The 18,095-nt window shown below is 64.2% G+C and carries 16 protein-coding genes and 1 tRNA gene; 10 read left to right on the top strand and 7 right to left on the bottom strand.

All coding sequences use genetic code 11. The annotated features are described in order from the left end of the window. Nucleotides 1-154: 154 nt before the first annotated feature. The 3 genes from M3I53_RS02295 to M3I53_RS02285 form a co-directional block, all read right to left on the bottom strand. Nucleotides 155-1,678, bottom strand: a complete 1,524-nt coding sequence (locus tag M3I53_RS02295; protein ID WP_254314343.1) for a fumarate hydratase — start codon at nt 1,676-1,678, stop codon at nt 155-157. A gap of 51 nt (nt 1,679-1,729) precedes the next feature. After that, the gene (locus M3I53_RS02290) at nt 1,730-2,374 is read right to left on the bottom strand and encodes a TIGR00645 family protein (protein WP_254314342.1); all 645 of its coding nucleotides are present in this window, start codon (nt 2,372-2,374) and stop codon (nt 1,730-1,732) included. A gap of 228 nt (nt 2,375-2,602) precedes the next feature. Continuing rightward, nucleotides 2,603-3,499 carry a DMT family transporter gene (locus M3I53_RS02285; protein WP_254314341.1) on the bottom strand — a complete coding sequence of 299 codons (897 nt, stop codon included), beginning with the start codon at nt 3,497-3,499 and terminating at the stop codon, nt 2,603-2,605. Between the two features lie 349 nt (nt 3,500-3,848). Between M3I53_RS02285 and acs the strand changes: the two genes are divergently transcribed. The 4 genes from acs to M3I53_RS02265 all read left to right on the top strand — a co-directional run bounded on the left by acs (nt 3,849) and on the right by M3I53_RS02265 (nt 9,066). Continuing rightward, nucleotides 3,849-5,831, top strand: a complete 1,983-nt coding sequence (gene acs / locus M3I53_RS02280) for an acetate--CoA ligase (protein ID WP_254314340.1) — start codon at nt 3,849-3,851, stop codon at nt 5,829-5,831. A gap of 160 nt (nt 5,832-5,991) precedes the next feature. Next, nucleotides 5,992-6,297 carry a DUF4212 domain-containing protein gene (locus M3I53_RS02275; protein ID WP_375542450.1) on the top strand — a complete coding sequence of 102 codons (306 nt, stop codon included), beginning with the start codon at nt 5,992-5,994 and terminating at the stop codon, nt 6,295-6,297. Then, nucleotides 6,294-8,312, top strand: a complete 2,019-nt coding sequence (locus M3I53_RS02270) for a sodium:solute symporter family protein (RefSeq protein WP_254314338.1) — start codon at nt 6,294-6,296, stop codon at nt 8,310-8,312. Before M3I53_RS02275 ends, M3I53_RS02270 begins: the two co-directional genes overlap by 4 nt. 391 nt (nt 8,313-8,703) lie before the next feature. Continuing rightward, a complete protein-coding gene (locus tag M3I53_RS02265; protein ID WP_254314337.1) occupies nt 8,704-9,066 on the top strand; it encodes a hypothetical protein in 363 nt (120 codons plus the stop codon). Nucleotides 9,067-9,178: 112 nt separating this feature from the next. Here M3I53_RS02265 and M3I53_RS02260 read toward each other — a convergent pair. Beyond that, nucleotides 9,179-9,269, bottom strand: a tRNA-Ser gene (locus M3I53_RS02260). A 220-nt stretch (nt 9,270-9,489) separates the two neighbouring features. Here M3I53_RS02260 and M3I53_RS02255 point away from each other — a divergent pair. Together M3I53_RS02255 and M3I53_RS02250 are read left to right on the top strand one after the other, a co-directional pair. After that, nucleotides 9,490-10,695 (top strand): porin, encoded by a 1,206-nt coding sequence (locus tag M3I53_RS02255; protein ID WP_254314336.1) that lies wholly within the window; start codon nt 9,490-9,492, stop codon nt 10,693-10,695. Nucleotides 10,696-10,780: 85 nt separating this feature from the next. Next, nucleotides 10,781-11,452 (top strand): nitroreductase, encoded by a 672-nt coding sequence (locus M3I53_RS02250; protein WP_254314335.1) that lies wholly within the window; start codon nt 10,781-10,783, stop codon nt 11,450-11,452. A 37-nt stretch (nt 11,453-11,489) separates the two neighbouring features. Here the strand turns inward: M3I53_RS02250 and M3I53_RS02245 are convergent, their stop codons facing one another. Beyond that, a complete protein-coding gene (locus M3I53_RS02245) occupies nt 11,490-11,906 on the bottom strand; it encodes an HIT family protein (RefSeq protein ID WP_254314334.1) in 417 nt (138 codons plus the stop codon). 233 nt (nt 11,907-12,139) lie between these two features. Between M3I53_RS02245 and cfa the strand changes: the two genes are divergently transcribed. After that, on the top strand, nt 12,140-13,303 hold the full coding sequence (cfa, locus tag M3I53_RS02240; protein ID WP_254314333.1) for a cyclopropane fatty acyl phospholipid synthase: 1,164 nt from the start codon (nt 12,140-12,142) through the stop codon (nt 13,301-13,303). A gap of 67 nt (nt 13,304-13,370) precedes the next feature. Here the strand turns inward: cfa and crcB are convergent, their stop codons facing one another. Continuing rightward, a complete protein-coding gene (gene crcB, locus M3I53_RS02235) occupies nt 13,371-13,751 on the bottom strand; it encodes a fluoride efflux transporter CrcB (RefSeq protein ID WP_028208288.1) in 381 nt (126 codons plus the stop codon). Nucleotides 13,752-13,931: 180 nt separating this feature from the next. Next, complete coding sequence (locus M3I53_RS02230) at nt 13,932-14,678, bottom strand: SDR family oxidoreductase (RefSeq protein WP_254314332.1); 747 nt, start codon at nt 14,676-14,678, stop codon at nt 13,932-13,934. Nucleotides 14,679-15,377: 699 nt separating this feature from the next. Between M3I53_RS02230 and M3I53_RS02225 the strand changes: the two genes are divergently transcribed. The 3 genes from M3I53_RS02225 to M3I53_RS02215 are packed head-to-tail and all read left to right on the top strand — an operon-like array spanning nt 15,378 to nt 18,086. Beyond that, nucleotides 15,378-16,121 carry a (Fe-S)-binding protein gene (locus M3I53_RS02225; protein WP_254314331.1) on the top strand — a complete coding sequence of 248 codons (744 nt, stop codon included), beginning with the start codon at nt 15,378-15,380 and terminating at the stop codon, nt 16,119-16,121. Continuing rightward, nucleotides 16,118-17,512: a lactate utilization protein B gene (locus M3I53_RS02220; protein ID WP_254314330.1), complete on the top strand. Its 1,395-nt coding sequence runs from the start codon at nt 16,118-16,120 to the stop codon at nt 17,510-17,512. The genes M3I53_RS02225 and M3I53_RS02220 overlap by 4 nt, the downstream gene beginning before the upstream one ends. Continuing rightward, nucleotides 17,499-18,086 carry an LUD domain-containing protein gene (locus M3I53_RS02215; protein ID WP_254314329.1) on the top strand — a complete coding sequence of 196 codons (588 nt, stop codon included), beginning with the start codon at nt 17,499-17,501 and terminating at the stop codon, nt 18,084-18,086. Before M3I53_RS02220 ends, M3I53_RS02215 begins: the two co-directional genes overlap by 14 nt. Nucleotides 18,087-18,095: the final 9 nt, after the last annotated feature.

The following is an 18,095-nucleotide window of genomic DNA, read 5'->3' as shown; positions in this document are numbered from 1 at the left end:
GCTCAATACACAAAAGCCAAGGCCGATTCCACATCGAATTGCGGTAAATATCGGCGATTTACTCAGTGCTGAGAATTCATCTCAGTATGCCTCGCGTGACGCAAAAAAAACCGGGGCGCGCGGCCCCGGTTTTTAAACAGGCATCAGGCAGGCATTAAACCGTGGCGACCGGAATCTTGCCGATCTTCGCCTGCCATTCGGCGGGGCCGGTCTTGTGAACCGAGGTGCCCGACGAATCGACGGCGACCGTCACCGGCATGTCCTGCACGTCGAACTCGTAGATGGCTTCCATGCCGAGGTCTTCGAACGCGAGGACCTTCGAGCCGCGGATCGCCTTCGACACGAGGTAAGCCGCGCCGCCCACCGCCATCAGGTAAGCCGCCTTGTGCTTCTTGATCGCCTCGATGGCGACCGGGCCGCGCTCGGCCTTGCCGACCATCGAGATGAGGCCCGTTTGCGAGAGCATCAGCTCCGTGAACTTGTCCATGCGCGTCGCCGTGGTGGGGCCTGCCGGGCCGACCACTTCGTCGCGCACCGGATCGACCGGGCCGACGTAGTAAATCACGCGGTTCTTGAAGTCCACCGGGAGCTTCTCGCCCTTGGCGAGCATGTCGGCAATGCGCTTGTGCGCGGCGTCGCGTCCCGTGAGCATCTTGCCCGAGAGCAGCAGCGTCTGGCCCGGCTTCCACGAAGCGACTTCTGCCGGCGTGAGCGTATTGAGGTCGACGCGCTTGCTCGTTTCCGTGTTCGGTTCCCAGTTGACCTTCGGCCATGCGTCGAGCGACGGCGCTTCGAGCTTTGCCGGACCCGAGCCGTCGAGCACGAAGTGCGCGTGGCGCGTGGCGGCGCAGTTCGGGATCATCGCGACGGGCTTCGAAGCCGCGTGCGTGGCCGTGGCCATGATCTTCACGTCGAGCACGGTGGCGAGGCCGCCCAGACCCTGCGCGCCGATGCCGAGCGCGTTGACCTTCTCGTGCAGTTCGACGCGCAACTCCTCGATCCAGTCCTTCGGACCGCGCTTGATGATGTCCTGGATGTCGATCGACTCCATGAGCGATTCCTTCGCCATCAGCATCGCTTTTTCGGCGGTGCCGCCGATGCCGATGCCGAGCATGCCCGGCGGGCACCAGCCCGCGCCCATCGTCGGCACGGTCTTGAGCACCCAGTCGACGATCGAATCGGACGGGTTGAGCATCACGAACTTCGACTTGTTCTCCGAGCCGCCGCCCTTGGCCGCAACCTGCACGTCGACCTTGTCGCCCGGCACGATCTCGTAGTGGATCACGGCCGGCGTGTTGTCCTTCGTGTTCTTGCGGCCGCCTTCGGGCGGGCTCACGATCGAGGCGCGCAGCACATTGTCCGGGTTCAGGTAACCGCGGCGCACGCCTTCGTTGATCATGTCGGTCACGCCCATCGTGGCGCCGTCCCAACGCACGTCCATGCCGACCTTCACGAAGATCGTGACGATGCCCGTGTCCTGGCAGATCGGGCGGCGGCCCTCGGCGCACATGCGGCTGTTGGTGAGGATCTGCGCGATCGCGTCCTTCGCGGCCGGGCTCTCTTCGAGTTCGTAGGCGCGGCCGAGCGCCTCGATATAGTCCTGCGGATGGTAGTAGCTGATGTATTGCAGCGAATCCGCAATGCTCTGGATGAGGTCTTCCTGTTTGATGACGGTCATGGCTAGCTTCTGTGGGGACGGGTGTTTTGAATAATGTCTGCCGTGTGCGGTTCAGTCCGACCCGGCGTGCTCGGGAACCGCTCGACGCGCAGCGGCGGGCCCGCCCGGCGCCGGATGGCGGGCGGCGAGCTCCTGATAGTGTTCGGGGTGCGTATGCGTGGTGATGCGGTCGATCCACGCCATTACGAGCGCGGAAGCGAGGAACGCCACGTGGATGATCACCTGCCACATCACCGTATGCGCCGAAGCGGCGTCGGGATTGATGAAGGTCTTGAGCAGGTGGATCGACGAAATGCTGATGAGCGCCATCGCGAGCTTCACCTTGAGCACGCCGGCGTTCACGTGGTCGAGCCATTCGGGCTCGTCGGGATGGCCTTCGAGATTCAGGCGCGAGACGAAGGTCTCGTAGCCGCCCACGATCACCATGATGAGCAGGTTCGAGATCATCACCACGTCGATCAGGCCGAGCACGGCCAGCATGATGCTGGTTTCGTCGAGCGTGGTGGCGTGGCTCACGAGGTGCCAGACCTCCTTGAGGAACAGCACGCAGTACACGGCTTGCGCGACGATCAGGCCCAGATAGAGCGGCACCTGCAGCCAGCGGCTCATGAAGATGATGCTGGGCAACGGACGCATGCGGCGACGGGCTTTACCCGGTGCGGCGGCGGAGGGCGGCTGGGGGCGTGCGGCGGACATGGGCAATCACGGTGGCGAATTCGGGCTGGGCTGCCTAAATGGGCTGCCTAAGCGGGTTACCTAAGCGGGTTACCTAAGCGGGGCTACCTTGAGCGGAGCCGTCTGGTTAGGGCCAGAAGGCGCGCGAGGGGCCGGGCGGGCGCTATTGTACAGCGTCGCAGGAAGGGCTCGCCGCGATTCCGGCAGGGCCGCTCGCGCCCCGGTACTTTCAACCTCATTACAGAATGATCACGAAGCCATCGGTGGCACGCGCTTGATCTTGAGACTCGCGAGCCCGATGCCGGCCACCACGCAGGCGAGCGCAATGCCGTGCGCGGGCGTGGGGCGCTCGCCGAGAAACACGATGCCATACACGGCTGCCGCCACCGGCAGCACGGCCGTGAATACGCCGGCGATGCTGCCCGGCACGTGGCGGATGCCCATCATCCAGAGACAGAACGAGAACACGCTCGCCGAAAGCCCGTACCAGAGCGCGAGCCACCAGATGCCTGCGGGCGCGCTCGGGAAATCGAACGACAGTGCGTCGGGCAGCCCCACGGGCAGCATCAGCAGCAAGCCGAACAGGTGTGTGTATGCGCAGATATCGAGCGGCGCGAGCGTTTGGGTGAGACGGCGCGACAGGACCACATAGAGCGATTCGCAGCACACCGCGCCGAGCACCATCAGGTTGCCGATCAACGAGTTGGCGCCGGGGTCGCCACCACCGCCCACGTGCGCGAGATTGATGACCGCGATGCCCGCAATGGCGAGCACGATCGAAGCGAGCACGCGCGCGTCTGGGCGCTCGCGCAGGAAGAGCCAGGAGAAGAGGGCGACCACGGCGGGGATCGTGCTCGTGATGACGCCGGCCGCGACCGCGCTCGTGCGATGCACGCCGCCGAGCATCAGCAGCGTAAACCCGAATGTCCCAAACAGCGCCTGGAGGAACAGATTGATCCATTCACCGCGCTTCACTTGTTGCATTTTGGAGCGACGCAGGAGCGGGCCGAGCACCGCGAGGGCGATCACGAAGCGCAGCAGCGCGAAGAGGGGAACGGGGATGAAGGCGACAATCGACTTGCCGATGCCGACGTTGCTGCCCACCAGCAGCATCGAGGCAATGAGAAAGAGGGAATAGCGATTCAAGCTGGAATCCGGGTGCGCAGTTCAGTTAGCATTCTAAATGTCTGCTTACTTGTGTGCCATGGCGCGCCCCTTGTATCGCCTCTATGTGCGCGCGTAAGTGGACGGTAAGTTGCTACGCTTAATCTTGCCGGCATGGGTGGTTTGCGAAGATCGCGCACGATCGTGCCTGCGATCGTGCCTGTATCGCGCGCCCATGCATGCCGGGATGCCACAATGGTGGCTCCCGGCGCAAGCCAATAGCGCCGTGCCCGCGAGCGGGCGGCGGCGCACGGAGACGGCGCGCATGGGCATTGAAGATGCTCATGCGTGTCCACGAGTTTGACGTTTCATCTTCACCAAGGGGTTGTCGATGTCTGCGATTGAATCGGTTCTTCAGGAACGCCGCGTCTTTGCGCCTTCCGAGCAAACGGTGGCTGGCGCCACGGTGTCCGGCATGGACGCATACAAGGCGCTCGTCGCCGAAGCCGAACGCGATTACGAAGGCTTCTGGGCGCGCCTCGCGCGCGAAACCCTGAACTGGCAAAAGCCCTTCACGAAGGTGCTCGACGAATCGAAGGCGCCGTTCTACACGTGGTTCGAAGACGGCGAACTCAATGCCTCGTACAACAGCCTCGACCGCCACGTCGAAGCGGGCAATGGCGAGCGCGTCGCGATCGTCTTCGAAGCCGACGACGGCACCGTCACGAACGTCACTTACAAGGACCTGCTCGCACGCGTTTCGCGCTTCGCCAATGCGCTCAAGAAGCGCGGCGTGAAGAAGGGTGACCGCGTGGTCATCTACATGCCGATGTCGGTCGAAGGCGTGATCGCGATGCAGGCTTGCGCGCGCATTGGCGCGACGCACTCGGTGGTGTTCGGCGGCTTCTCGTCGAAGTCGCTCAACGAACGCATGGTCGACGTAGGCGCGGTCGCGCTCATCACCGCCGACGAACAGATGCGCGGCGGCAAGGCGCTGCCGCTGAAGAACATCGCCGACGAAGCGCTCGCCATGGGCGGCTGCGAGGCGGTGCACAGCGTGATCGTCTACCAGCGCACGGGCGGCAAGCTCGCGTGGCACGAAGGCCGCGACCATTGGATGCACGAGCTTTCGGCGGCCGAGAGCGACACGTGCGCGCCGGTGCCCGTGGGCGCGGAACACCCGCTCTTCATCCTCTACACGTCGGGCTCGACGGGCAAACCGAAGGGCGTGCAGCACAGCACGGGCGGCTACCTGTTGTGGGCCGCGCAAACCATGAAGTGGACCTTCGATCACAAGCCCTCGGACGTGTTCTGGTGCACGGCCGACATCGGCTGGATCACGGGCCACAGCTATATCGCCTATGGACCGCTCACGATCGGCGCGACCCAGGTCGTGTTCGAAGGCGTGCCCACCTACCCGAACGCCGGCCGCTTCTGGGACATGATTGCCAAACACAAGGTCACGGTGTTCTACACCGCGCCCACGGCGATCCGCTCGCTCATCAAGATGTCCGAAGCCGATTCGAAGGTGCACCCGAAGAGCTATGACCTTTCTTCGCTGCGCATTCTCGGCACGGTCGGCGAGCCGATCAATCCCGAAGCGTGGATGTGGTACTACGAAAACGTGGGCGGCAAGCGCTGCCCGATCGTCGACACGTGGTGGCAGACCGAAACGGGCGGCCACATGATCACGCCGCTGCCGGGCGCGACGCCGCTCGTGCCGGGTTCGTGCACGCTGCCGCTGCCTGGCATCATGGCCGCGATCGTCGACGAGACCGGCCAGGACGTGCCGAACGGGCAGGGTGGCATTCTCGTCGTGAAGCGTCCGTGGCCCGCCATGATCCGCAACGTCTGGGGCAACCCCGAGCGCTACAAGTCGGGCTATTTCCCCGAAGAACTGGGCGGCAAGCTGTATCTGGCCGGCGACGGCAGCGTGCGCGACAAGGACACGGGCTACTTCACGATCATGGGCCGGATCGACGACGTGCTGAACGTCTCGGGCCACCGCCTCGGCACGATGGAGATCGAGTCGGCGCTGGTGGCGAACCCGCTCGTGGCCGAAGCCGCCGTGGTGGGCCGCCCCGACGACACCACCGGCGAAGCCGTGGTGGCGTTCGTGGTGCTCAAGGCCACGCGTCCGCAGGGCGACGAGGCCGTGAAGCTCGCCAACGATCTGCGCGCCTGGGTAGGCAAGGAGATCGGGCCGATCGCCAAGCCCCGCGACATCCGCTTCGGCGAGAACCTGCCGAAGACGCGCTCGGGCAAGATCATGCGCCGTCTGCTGCGCTCGCTCGCGAAGGGCGACGCGATCACGCAGGACGTTTCCACGCTGGAAAACCCGGCGATTCTGGACCAGCTCGGCGAATCGCTCTAAACGCCGAGGTTCGCGCGGCGCCTTGCCTGGCGCCGCGCGCCGCATCGATCCCCGCATTGCCCCGGATTGCCGGCCCTACGCGTTTTTGCTACACAGGCGCATGGCCGCGCCACACACTACTCCGCAGAACAACCTCAATCCATTGCCTGAGCCACCTCCGGTGAGCGAGGCGATGGCGCGTGCGCATCGGCGCTACTGGCGCTTCAATCTCGCACTGATCGCCGTGCTCATGACGATTGGCTTCCTCGTCTCGTTCGTCGCGCCGCTCTTTGCGCGGCAGTTCGCCGACCTGCGCTTCGCAGGCTTCAGCCTGCCGTTCTATCTCGGCGCACAGGGCGCGATCCTGCTCTACGTGCTGCTCGTGGCGATCTATATCGTGCTGATGCAGCGCGCCGACCGCGTGCTGCAAGCCGCGCTCGAAGCCGACATCGCCATTCGCGAAGCCAGCAAGGCACAGCAACGATGAGGCTTGCGCACCGGCTCATACGCTCCTACGCGTTGTACACGCTCGGCTTTCTCGCCTTCGTCTACGTGATGTGGCGCATCGAGCTTTCCACGGGCCCCGGCATGTGGATCGGCTATGTGTTCCTGTTCGTGCCGATCGCGGTATATGCGGTGATCGGGCTGCTTTCGCGGACCTCGGACCTCGTCGAATACTATGTGGCGGGGCGGCGTGTGCCTTCGTTCTTCAACGGCATGGCGACTGCCGCCGACTGGCTTTCCGCCGCGTCGTTCATCGGCCTTGCGGGTTCGCTCTATGCGAGCGGCTACGACGGCCTCGCATACCTGATGGGCTGGACGGCCGGCTACTGCCTCGTCGCCTTCCTGCTCGCGCCGTATGTGCGCAAGCTCGCGCGCTACACGATTCCCGACTTCCTCGGCACGCGCTTCTCGAGCAACCTCGTGCGTGCGCTTGCCGTGCTCGCGACCATCCTCTGCTCGTTCGTCTATCTCGTCGCGCAGATCCAGGGCGTGGGGCTGATCGCCACGCGCTTCATCGGCGTGGATTTCGCCATCGGCATTTTCTGCGGGCTGGCGGGCATCCTCGTGTGTTCGTTCCTCGGCGGCATGCGCGCCGTGACGTGGACGCAGGTGGCGCAATACATCATTCTCATCGCGGCCATTCTGATTCCGGTTTCGCTGATCGCGCATCGCGACGGCCTCGGCTGGCTGCCGCAAGTCGATTACGGCAACGTGATGCAGCGCGTGGAAGCGCTCGAGCACGACGTGCGCGGCGCGAGTGCCGACGCCAGCGTGCGCGACGCCTACCGCCAGCGCGCGGCGCAATGGCAGACGCGGCTCGACACGCTGCCGCAGTCGTACGTAGCGGAAAAGACGCACCTCGTCGAATCGCTCGCGAACCTGCGCCGTCACAACGGCCCGCTGCGCGATATCGATTCCCTCGAGCGTGAATTGAACGCCTTTCCGCGCGACGTGGACGCTGCACGCATGGTGTGGACGCGCCAGCGCGACGACCTGCTCGAGCGCGCCGCGCCGCCCGTGCCGATGAACGAACCGTTTCCCGCCGACGGCGACGCTGAGAGGCGCGTTCATCAACGCAACTTCCTTTCGCTGCTCCTGTGCCTGTCGCTTGGCACGGCGAGCCTGCCGCACATTCTGACGCGCTACAACACGACGACCTCGGTGGCCTCGGCGCGGCGCTCGGTGGGCTGGACGCTCTTTTTCGTCGCGCTGTTCTATCTGACCGTGCCGGTGCTCGCGGTGCTGATCAAGTTCGAGATCCTCACGCATCTGGTGGGGCAGCGCTTCGACGATCTGCCGCATTGGGTCATGCAGTGGCGGCGCGTCGAGCCGTATCTCATCAGCATTGCGGATGTGAACAACGACGGCGTGGTGCGTTGGAGCGACATCCAGATGCAGCCCGACATGGTCGTGCTCGCCGCACCGGAAATCGCGGGACTGCCGTACGTGATGTCGGGGCTCATCGCATCGGGTGCGCTCGCGGCCGCGCTTTCGACTGCGGATGGGCTGCTGCTCACGATCTCGAACGTGCTCTCGCACGACGTGTACTACCACATGGTCGATCCGAGCGCGTCGAGCCAGCGGCGCGTGACGATGTCGAAGATCCTGTTGCTCGGCGTGGCGCTGTTCGCCTCGTATGTGGCGTCGCTCAACGCAGGCAACATTCTTTTTCTTGTGGGGGCGGCGTTTTCGCTCGCGGCGTCGAGTCTTTTTCCGGTGCTCGTGCTCGGGGTGTTCTGGAAGCGCACGACGCGCCTGGGCGCCGTGGCCGGCATGATTGCGGGCCTGGCCGTGTGCGTCTATTACATCGTCTCGACGTACCCGTTCTTCACGCAGCTCACCGGCTTCGCGGGCCCCCGATGGTTTGGGATCGAGCCCATCAGCTCGGGCGTGTTCGGTGTGCCCGCAGGCTTTCTCGCGGCGATTGGCGTGAGTCTCCTCGACCGCAAGCCGGACGCGTATACGCTCGCGCTGGTGGACTATATTCGCCACCCGTGAGGGCGGGGACCTGATTGCCGGTGTGCGCTCAAGCACTTAAAAGACGGGCGGGCGAGGGGATACTGAAGTCCTCTCGTTCCCGCGCCGGTCCTCGAAGCAGTACGCGGGAATTTCGGCGTCGGGCTGCGGCCCGACGTCCTTTTCTGTTGCCCGATCCGGCTGATTCGGGCCTCCCTCCGACGTTGAGCGTTCAACGACCGGCGGCGCTGCTGTTCTCATTGCGCCCATCAAGTCATCCGTTTTTTGTCCGATAACTAGCGGGAGCACGCGATGCAGCGCGTCCGGCGCAGCCACCGGGTCGCATTGGCGGCTACGGTACAATTTCGCGCGCCGCCGGCCTGGGACTCGCGGTGAATGGAGCCGGAAGAAGGGCGTTTTCTCGGGGAAGTCATTGAAGCGCATTGCACTCAGCCTGATCATTTTCGGCGCCTGCGCGGCGCCCGCCGCGTTTGCCAAATGCTGGGGCAACGATGCCTTCCAGAATTGCGTCGACGAATCGGGCAATTCGTACACGGTGCAGCGCTTCGGCAACACGTCTACGGTCAACGGGTATGAGCAGAAACTGCCGGGCGAGGCCTGGGAGCAGACCGGCGCGTCGATTGGCGACACGACGTTCATCACCGGGCAGGCTGCGGATGGGTCGACGTGGACCGAGACGATCACGAACTACGGCAACGGCACGCGAACGATCTCGGGGATGGACGGGAAAGGGCTCGTGTACAACAAGTATTGCACTGTGAGTGGGTGTAATTAAGGGTGTTTGGACGTGCCTCGCGCACGTTGTCCCCTGCTGGCGGGCTATTTGATGGGTCGAAAAACAAAAACCCCATAAGTCATTGAGCTTACGGGGTTTCGGCGTTCTGTTCTGGCGGAGAGAGGGGGATTCGAACCCCCGATAGGCTATTAACCTATACACGCTTTCCAGGCGTGCGACTTAAACCGCTCATCCATCTCTCCGGCGGGAGGCGAATTATAGCAGACTCCGCGTGCCGGAGGAAAGCGCTCACGCCGCGCCTGGCACGATCTGCGCTTTGCAAAGTCCCTCGCGCACCCTAAGCAACGCAGAAATCGTTCGTTCCCCGCTTGCCTGGCGTTCCGTAACGTTGCCGCACCGGCCTTGCAGCCGCCTCGCAAGGACCGCGTAGCGACAACCACCACACGCAACGGAACGCCCCGCATGAACAACAACAACGCCTCTCTCACACGCCGCCCGCTAAGCGCCGCTCTCGCGCTCGCCTTCGCCGCATCGGGCGCCACAATCGCGACGAGCGCACACGCACAAAGCAGCGTCACGCTATACGGCATCGTCGACGCCGGCCTCGCCTACGTGCACAACGCCCAAGGCGCCAACGGCCTGAACCAGTCCACGCTAGCCAAGCTGAGCAGCGGCAATCTCTCGGGCAGCCGCTGGGGCCTGCGCGGCACCGAAGACCTCGGCAACGGCCTCGCCGCCATCTTCCAGCTGGAAAACGGCTTCAACGTCGGCACCGGCGCGCTCGGGCAGGGCAGCCGCGAATTCGGACGCAAGGCGATCGTCGGTCTTGCCAGCACGACGTGGGGCACGCTCACGCTCGGCCGTCAGTACGATCCGCTCGTCGATCTCGTGCAGCCGCTCACCGCCGACGGTCCGTTCGGCGGCGTATTCGGCACGCCCGGCGACCTCGACAACTACGACAACAGCCTGCGCGTGAGCAACTCGGTCAAGTACGCGAGCCCGCTCGTCGCGGGCCTCCAGTTCGAGGCGCTGTACGGCTTCGGCGGGGTGGCTGGCGCGACCGGCAGCGGTCAGACCTATAGCTTCGGCGCCGCATACACGAACGGGCCGCTCTCGCTCGCGGCCGGCTATTTCTTCGCCAACGGCGGCAGCACGCTCACTTCAGGCGTGCGCACCTGGACGAGCAGCTCGGATAGTCTCTTCAACACGGTCATCAATCAGGGTTTCGCGAGCGCAAGCTCCATCCAGATCGTGCGCGCAGGCGGCAGCTATGCGGTGGGTGCATTGAGCTTCGGGCTGGCCTACTCGAACACGCAATACGCAAACGATGCGTACTCAACCTTCCACCAGACCGCAAAATTCAACAGCGGCTCGGCGTTCCTTAACTATCAGATCACACCGGCGCTGCGCGCGGGCGCGGGCTACAACTACACGTCGCTCACTGGTCCCTCGTCCGCGCACTACAACCAGGTGAACCTCGGCAGTGGTTACTCGCTTTCCAAACGCACCGATCTCTACGCGCTCGCCGGCTACCAGAAGGCGAGCGGCCGCACGCTCGACGCAAAGGGTTCGAGTGTCGTTGCGCAGGCATCGATCGGCGACTTCGGCGTGAGTTCGGGCGCCGACAATCAGGCGCTCGTCGTGGTGGGGATCCGTCACAAGTTCTGACGCCAATGCGGACCCATGCGGCGAGCGTCAGCAGCCGCGCGGGGATCGCCGATAATGCTTCGTCGATCCCCCGAGGAGAACCTGCTTGAAGGTCAGCGAAGCCGTCACCAGCCGCAAGTCCGTGCGTCAGTTTTTGCCCGATCCGGTGGACCCCGCCGTCATTCGCCGCGTGCTCGATACCGCTGCGCGCGCGCCCTCGGGCGGCAATCTGCAGCCGTGGCATGTTCATGTCGTGGGCGGCGAATCGCTCGCGAAGCTCAAGGCGATCATGGCCCATCGCATCGCGCAGGCGCCCGCGGGCGAGCCGATGGAGTACGACGTGTATCCGCTTGCGTTGGGTTCGCCGTATCGCGAGCGTCGTTACCAGGTGGGCGAGGATCTTTACCGCAGCATCGACGTCGCGCGCGAGGACCGGCCGGGCAGGCTACGGCAATTCGCGCGCAACTACGCTTTTTTCGATGCGCCGCTCGCACTCTTTTGCAGCGTGGATCGTCAGATGGGGCCGCCGCAATGGGCCGATCTCGGCATGTTCCTGCAGACGGTGATGCTGCTCCTGCGTGAAGCCGGCTTGCATAGCTGCGCGCAGGAATGCTGGGCGCGCTACGCGCAAAGCGTTGGAGAGTTTCTCGCCTTGCCGCGTGAACGCATGGTGTTCTGCGGCATGGCGATCGGTCACGAAGACCCGGACGCGCCCATCAACCAGTGGCGCTCGGCGCGCATCCCGCTCGACGAATTCGTTCAATTCGACGGCATTTGAAACTTGAGCGCAGCCCGCGCCGGCATTTACATATTGCTTACAGCGCGGCGCGAATGCGCGCGGCCAGCACCTCGAGTTGCGCCATGTCGGCCATTTCACGCGCATGCGGGCGCAGCTCTTCGCCCGCGCGGCGCGGGATCAGGTGAAAGTGCACGTGCGGTACGGTCTGCCCGGCGGCGGCGCCGTTGAACTGTGCGATCAACAGGCCTTCGGGCGCAAGTACCTTGCGCATCGCAGCCGCCATCTTCTGCACCGTCGCCATCGCGGCGGCGCCGGCTTCCAGCGAAAGGTCATAGATCAACTCGGCGCCTTCCTTCGGCAGCACGAGCAGGTGGCCTTCGGATTGCGGCATGACGTCCATGATCGCGAGCGTCGCGTGGTCCTCGTACACCTTGATGCAGGGTAGTTCGCCGCGCAGGATGCGCGCGAAGATGTTTTTGTCGTCGTAGGCCATGGTTAATCTCTCCAGTTCGGGCGCGCCGTTTGCTCGCGCCGGGGCGTTGAGCTTCGTCGAGTTTGCGATTATGGCCCGCCCCGCATGGCCTGTGCGTGTTCCTGCACGTTTTTTGAAGTAGGTGCATCATAGAGTTTCTCGCAGCGCGCGCGACGACGAATGTCTTGAAAGCAACCTCTTGAATGGCATCGGAGCAAGGTACCAAGGACCCGCTCCAGCCGCACGGAGCACGTATGGCAACGACTGATCTCGAAGCAGCTCAACCCGTTCGTGAGGCCACCGTTACGGGGGCCTGGCGATTTACAGCCCAGCTGTTGGCGCGCGCCGACGTGAAGTTCAACGGCACCCGGCCATGGGACATGCGCATCCACGATCCGCAGGTGCCCGAGCGCGTATTGGCGCTAGGCAATCTGGGCCTCGGCGAGGCCTACATGGACGGCCAGTGGGACTGCGAACAGCTCGACGAATTCTTCGCACATGCGTTGCGCGCGCATCTAGATGACCAGATCGATCCCTCCCGTCTCGTTTTCTACGCGCTCAAGGCGCGCCTCATGAACCGCCAGACCGTGCGACGGTCATGGAAGGTGGGTCAGCAGCACTACGACATCGGCAACGAGTTCTACGAGGCGATGCTCGACAAGAACATGGCCTATACATGCGGCTACTGGTCGGCCGGAGCGAAGACGCTCGACGAGGCGCAGGACGCCAAGCTCGATCTCATCTGCCGCAAGCTGGGCCTGAAGCCCGGCATGCGTTTGCTCGACATCGGCTGCGGATGGGGCAGCCTCATGAAGTTTGCGGCGGAACACTACGGCGTGTCGTGCGTGGGCGTGACGATCTCGAAGGAGCAGGCCGCGCTCGGCGCCGAGCGCTGCAAGGATCTGCCCGTCGAATTCCGCCTGCAGGACTACCGGTTGCTCGACGAGAAGTTCGACCGCATTGCGAGTGTGGGCATGTTCGAGCACGTGGGCCCGAAGAACTATCGCACCTATATGGAAGTGGCGCATCGCTGCCTTGCCGACGATGGTCTGTTCGTACTGCATACTATCGGCAAGAACCGCCGCGATACCACGCCCGATCCGTGGATCGACAAATACATCTTCCCGAACGGCGAACTGCCGACCATCGGCCAGATCGCCGACGCTTCGGGCGGGCTCTTCGTGGCCGAAGACCTGCATAACTTCGGCGCGGACTACGACCGCACGCTGATGGCGTGGCACGCGAATTTCGAGGCCGCGTGGCCGCGTTTCAAGGCGCAGATGGGCGAGCGGTTCTACCGCATGTGGCGTTACTACCTGCTTTCGTGCGCGGGGGCGTTCCGTGCGCGCGACATCCAGCTGTGGCAGTGGGTGTTTTCGAAGAACGGCTTGCTGGGCGGCTATCGGCGTCCTGCCTGACCTTCGCGTCGCCTGATCAATGCGGCCGCGTTTCGCGAATGGCGAACGCGGCCGTTTGTTTTGCCGATCAGCGAATTAGCGCCGAGACAGTTGCGATGCCAAGGATCGTCATGACGACCGAGGCGCAGACGTGAATCGCGATTTCGCCGGCGGCCCAGCCGAAACGTCCATGCTGCAGATGCGAAACGACTTCTGCTGAGAAGGTCGAAAACGTGGAGAGGCCGCCCATGAGGCCGGTAATCACGAAGAGGCGCCACTCGGCGGAGAGCTGGGGCATGCGCCCGAAATACGCTACCGCGACGCCGATCACATAGCCCGCGATGATATTCGACGCAAGCGTGCCAAGCGGCAGTTCAGGGTACAGGGCATTCAGGCGTATCCCGAGAACCCAGCGCAGCAGCGAACCGAGCGCGCCGCCAATGCCGACGGCGAAGATGGACAAATACATGGTCTGCAGTGGTTGAGGGCGCAAGATGAGCCAGTGCGCCATGCGCTGCCGGCCGGTCTTTCTACCGTTTTCGAGCACGGAGTGTAGCACCGGCCGGGACCGGTGGTTTCACGCCACGCCGGCTTGCCCTCAGACCACGTTCTGCCCGGGTTCCGCCGGGAAGCGACACCGGGCGGCGTGTCAGACGATGCCGCCGTTTGCACGCAGCACCTGGCCGTTGACCCAGCCGCCGTCCGGGCCCGCGAGGAACGACACGACACTCGCGATATCGTCGGGTTGCCCGAGACGCTGCAGCGGCGGCATGTTCGCGAAATGCTGGACCTGCTCTTCGGTTTTGCCGCTGAGGAACAATTCTGTCGCCACCGGCCCTGGCGCAACCGCGTTCACGCAGATGGAGCGGCCGCGCAGCTCGCGTGCGAACACGCGCGTAATCGTCTCCACGGCCGCCTTGCTGGCCGTATAGAGCGAGTAACCGGGCAGATTCATCGCGAGCACGGAGGTCGAAAAGTTGATTATGCGGCCGCCATCCGCGAGCTTCGTCGCCGCCTCGCGCAGCGTGTTGAGCGTGCCGCGCACGTTGATGTCGAAGATTTCGTCGTAGATCGCGTCGGTGGAATCGGCGACCGTGACCGTCTTCATGATGCCCGCATTGTTCACGAGCAGCGTGGGCTGGCCCAGCGTTTCGGCGGTGGTTTCGAAGAGGCGGCGCACGTCGTCGGCCTTCGCGATGTTCGCTTGCACGGCGATGGCATGCCCGCCGCCCGCCGCGATCTTCGCGACGAGCGCCTCGGCTTCTGCGCTGCGCGAAGCGTAGTTGATGACGACGGCGTAGCCGTCGCGCGCGAGGCGTTCGGCAATGGCGGCGCCGATGCCGCGCGAGGCGCCCGTGACGATGGCGACGCCGCGCGAATTCGTGGATGCGTTCATGATCGGAGTCCTTCTCTGAGTGGTGAGAACGGGCTCGATCATGGACGAATCCGCGGTGACGATCATTGCGCGCCGGCGGGTTTCATCATTCCATTTCGATTAACAATGCTGCACGGCGGCGCTCAGTAGGCGATGCAGACGGATTTCGTCTGCGTGTATGCATCGATGATCGCCCGGCCGCCGGCAGCGCTGGGCGGCGAAAGCGGCTATCTCGGCGACTTCAGTTACAGCAACCCGAATGCATCGTAGTGCGAACTACGAAAGTGCACGGCGTGTGAGCATTTTTGGCGCGGACGGTTCGTACGCGTTCGACAAGGTCAGCGTAGCGCTATACCCCATACGCTTGTCTCGCAGAGTCAGTATTTCGCGGATGCGGCACGGCCGCAGGGCGCGGACCTCTCGTTCGATATCGCCGAGTTGTATGCGTGCTGGCAACACTCGCCCGCGCTGCAGTTTGGCTTCGCCTATATCTTCACCGACGCGCATCCGAACGGCGGCTCGTCCACACGGCCTCACCAGATGGACCTGGGCGCGGCTTACAGCCTCCCCAGGCGCACGGCGGTTTATGCGGTGGCGAAAGCGAAAGGCCGCGGCGCAGCATGATGCGTCGCGGCATCCCGCGGCGCGTACACGCTTGGCGCGACGCCCGCGCCGTTCGGCAGTAGAATGTTCGGGTCCGCTTTTCGTGTGAGCCCGCGCATGAAAGTTGCCTTGTTCGTCCCGTGCTTCATCGACGCGTTCTACCCCGAAGTCGCAATCGCCACACTGGAACTTCTGGAGCGCTTCGGCTGCGAGGTCGACTATCCGCTCGAACAAACCTGCTGCGGCCAGCCGATGGCCAACAGCGGCGCCCAGGCCGAGGCAGCCGGTGCGGAGCGCGTGTATGCGCGCGCCTTCGCGGGCTACGACTATATCGTCGGGCCTTCGGCGAGCTGCGTGAATCACGTGCGCGACCACTTCACGGCGATCGAGCAGACCGACGCCGTGCGCAAGGTGCGCGAGAGCACCTATGAGCTTGTCGAGTTCCTGCATGACGTGCTGGGCGCGCGCGAATTCCCCTGGGCCGAATTTCCGTGGCGCGTGGGTTTGCACAATAGCTGCAGCGCGCTGCGCCATTTGAAGGAAGCTTCCGTTTCGGAAATCGCGGGTCCGACCTTCTCGAAGCCGCTCGCACTGCTCGAACATGTGAAGGGCATCGAGTTCGTGAAGCCGGCGCGCCCCGACGAATGCTGCGGCTTCGGCGGTACGTTCGCCGTGACCGAAGAGGCGGTGTCAGTGCGCATGGGTCAGGACAAGGTAGTCGATCACGTGAGCGCGGGGGCGCAATACATCGTGTCTGCCGACATGTCCTGCCTCATGCACCAGCAGGGCTGCGCGGAGCGCATGAGCGCGGACATCCGCTTCATCCACATTGCCCAGGTGCTCAACGGAGCGCGCGAATGAAACGAGTCGAACACGCGAAGCTCGCCGGCACGTTTCTCTCGCGGCCGGAGCACGTCGCCTTCCACGACAAGCGTCTGTGGGACTTGCGCTCGAAGCGCGACGCGCAGGCGCATGCCATCCCCGAATGGGAAATGCTGCGCACGCTCGCCTCGCAAATCAAGGCGCATACGCTCTCGCATCTCGCCGACTACCTCGACCATTTCACGCGCACGGCGCAAGCCAATGGCGTGCAGGTCCATTTCGCGGATACGGCGGAGGAACACAACGAGATCGTTTATCGCATCCTGAGCGAGCGCGGTATGACTGCGCTCGTGAAGAGCAAGTCGATGCTCACCGACGAGTGCGATATGCGTCCGTACCTGGAGTCGCGGGGCGTTTCGGTGATGGAGACCGACCTTGGCGAGCGCATTCAGCAGCTCGACAAGCAGCCGCCCAGCCATATCGTCGTGCCCGCCGTGCACAAGCTGCGCGACGACGTGGCCGAAGTGTTCGGCCGTACCATCGGCACGGACCCGCACAACAACGACATTCACTATCTGGCGGAAAGCCAGCGTATGAATACGCGGCCGTGGTTCGTGCGCGAGAAAACGGCGGGCATGACCGGGTGCAATTTCGCGGTGGCCGAAACGGGCACGGTGGTGGTGTGCACCAACGAGGGCAACGCGGACCTTTCCGCGAACGTGCCGCCGCTGCATATCGTCTCGATGGGCATCGAAAAGCTGATCCCGCGCCTTTCCGATCTCGGCGTATTCGTGCGCATGCTCTCGCGCAGCGCGCTCGGCTCGCCGATCACGCAATACACCTCGCATTTCCGCGCGCCGCGGCCTGGTGCGGAAATGCATTTCGTGCTCGTCGACAACGGCCGGTCCGAGCGGCTCGCCATGCCCGAGTTCTGGTATTCGCTCAAGTGCATTCGCTGCGGCGCGTGCATGAATACCTGTCCCGTGTACCGCCGCAGCGGCGGCCTTTCGTACGGCAGCACCTATGCGGGGCCGATAGGCGCGATCATCAATCCGACCTTCGACCTCAAACGCTTCAGCGCGTTGCCGTTCGCGTCGACGCTCAACGGCAGTTGCACGAATGTGTGCCCCGTGAAGATCAATATTCACGAGCAGATCTACCAGTGGCGGCAGGTCATCGCGGCACAGCACGAAGTGCCGTTCGTGAAGCAGGAGGTGCTGAAGATGGCTGGCCGGTTGCTCGGCAGTCCGACGCTTTATCGCGGCACGGTGAAGTCGCTCGAGGGCGCGTTGCGGCGCTTGCCCAACTTCATGCTCTACAACCCGCTCAATATCTGGGGCAAGCAGCGCGATCTGCCGCACGTGCCGCACACCACGTTTCATGCCTGGTACCGGAAAAACCGCAAGGGAGGCGGCGATGGCGGATCGTGAGGCGTTTCTCGCGCGCGTGCGCGCCGCGCAACCCGCGCACGAGCCGTTGCCCGAGGTGCCGCTGTTCGAAGCGCCTGCCGGCGATCTGCGCGAGCGCTTTGGCGCCGCGCTCAAACTGATGGGCGGCGGGGAGACGCAGGTGCAGAGCGCGGCCGAGGTGCACGCGATGATCTTGCGCCGCTTTGGCAGCGAGGCGCGCATCGCGTCGGCCACGCCAGAGGTGCAGGGCACGCGCGAGATCAGCGCCGCCACGAGACCGGCCTCGCTCGAAGACGTCGACGTGGGCGTGGTGCGCGCGCGCTTCGGCGTGGCGGAAACGGGATCGCTATGGCTGAGCGAGCGCGAGTACGTGGTGAACGCGCTCGGCTATATCGTGCAGCATCTCGTGGTGTTGCTCGATCCCGCACAGCTGGTGGCGGGGCTGCAGGACGCGTACCGGCGCGACGATTTTGGCAGCGCGCGATATGCGGCGCTCGTTACAGGGCCGTCCGCGACGGCCGATATCGAAGGCGTGTTGATCCAGGGGGCTCAAGGGGTAAGGTCGTTGACTGTGGTGTGGCTGCCGGCGCCGTGACGGTTGCAC

The organism is Paraburkholderia sp. CNPSo 3272, assembly GCF_024206495.1.
GTDB lineage: Bacteria > Pseudomonadota > Gammaproteobacteria > Burkholderiales > Burkholderiaceae > Paraburkholderia.
This window is presented reverse-complemented; position numbering and strand designations above follow the sequence as displayed.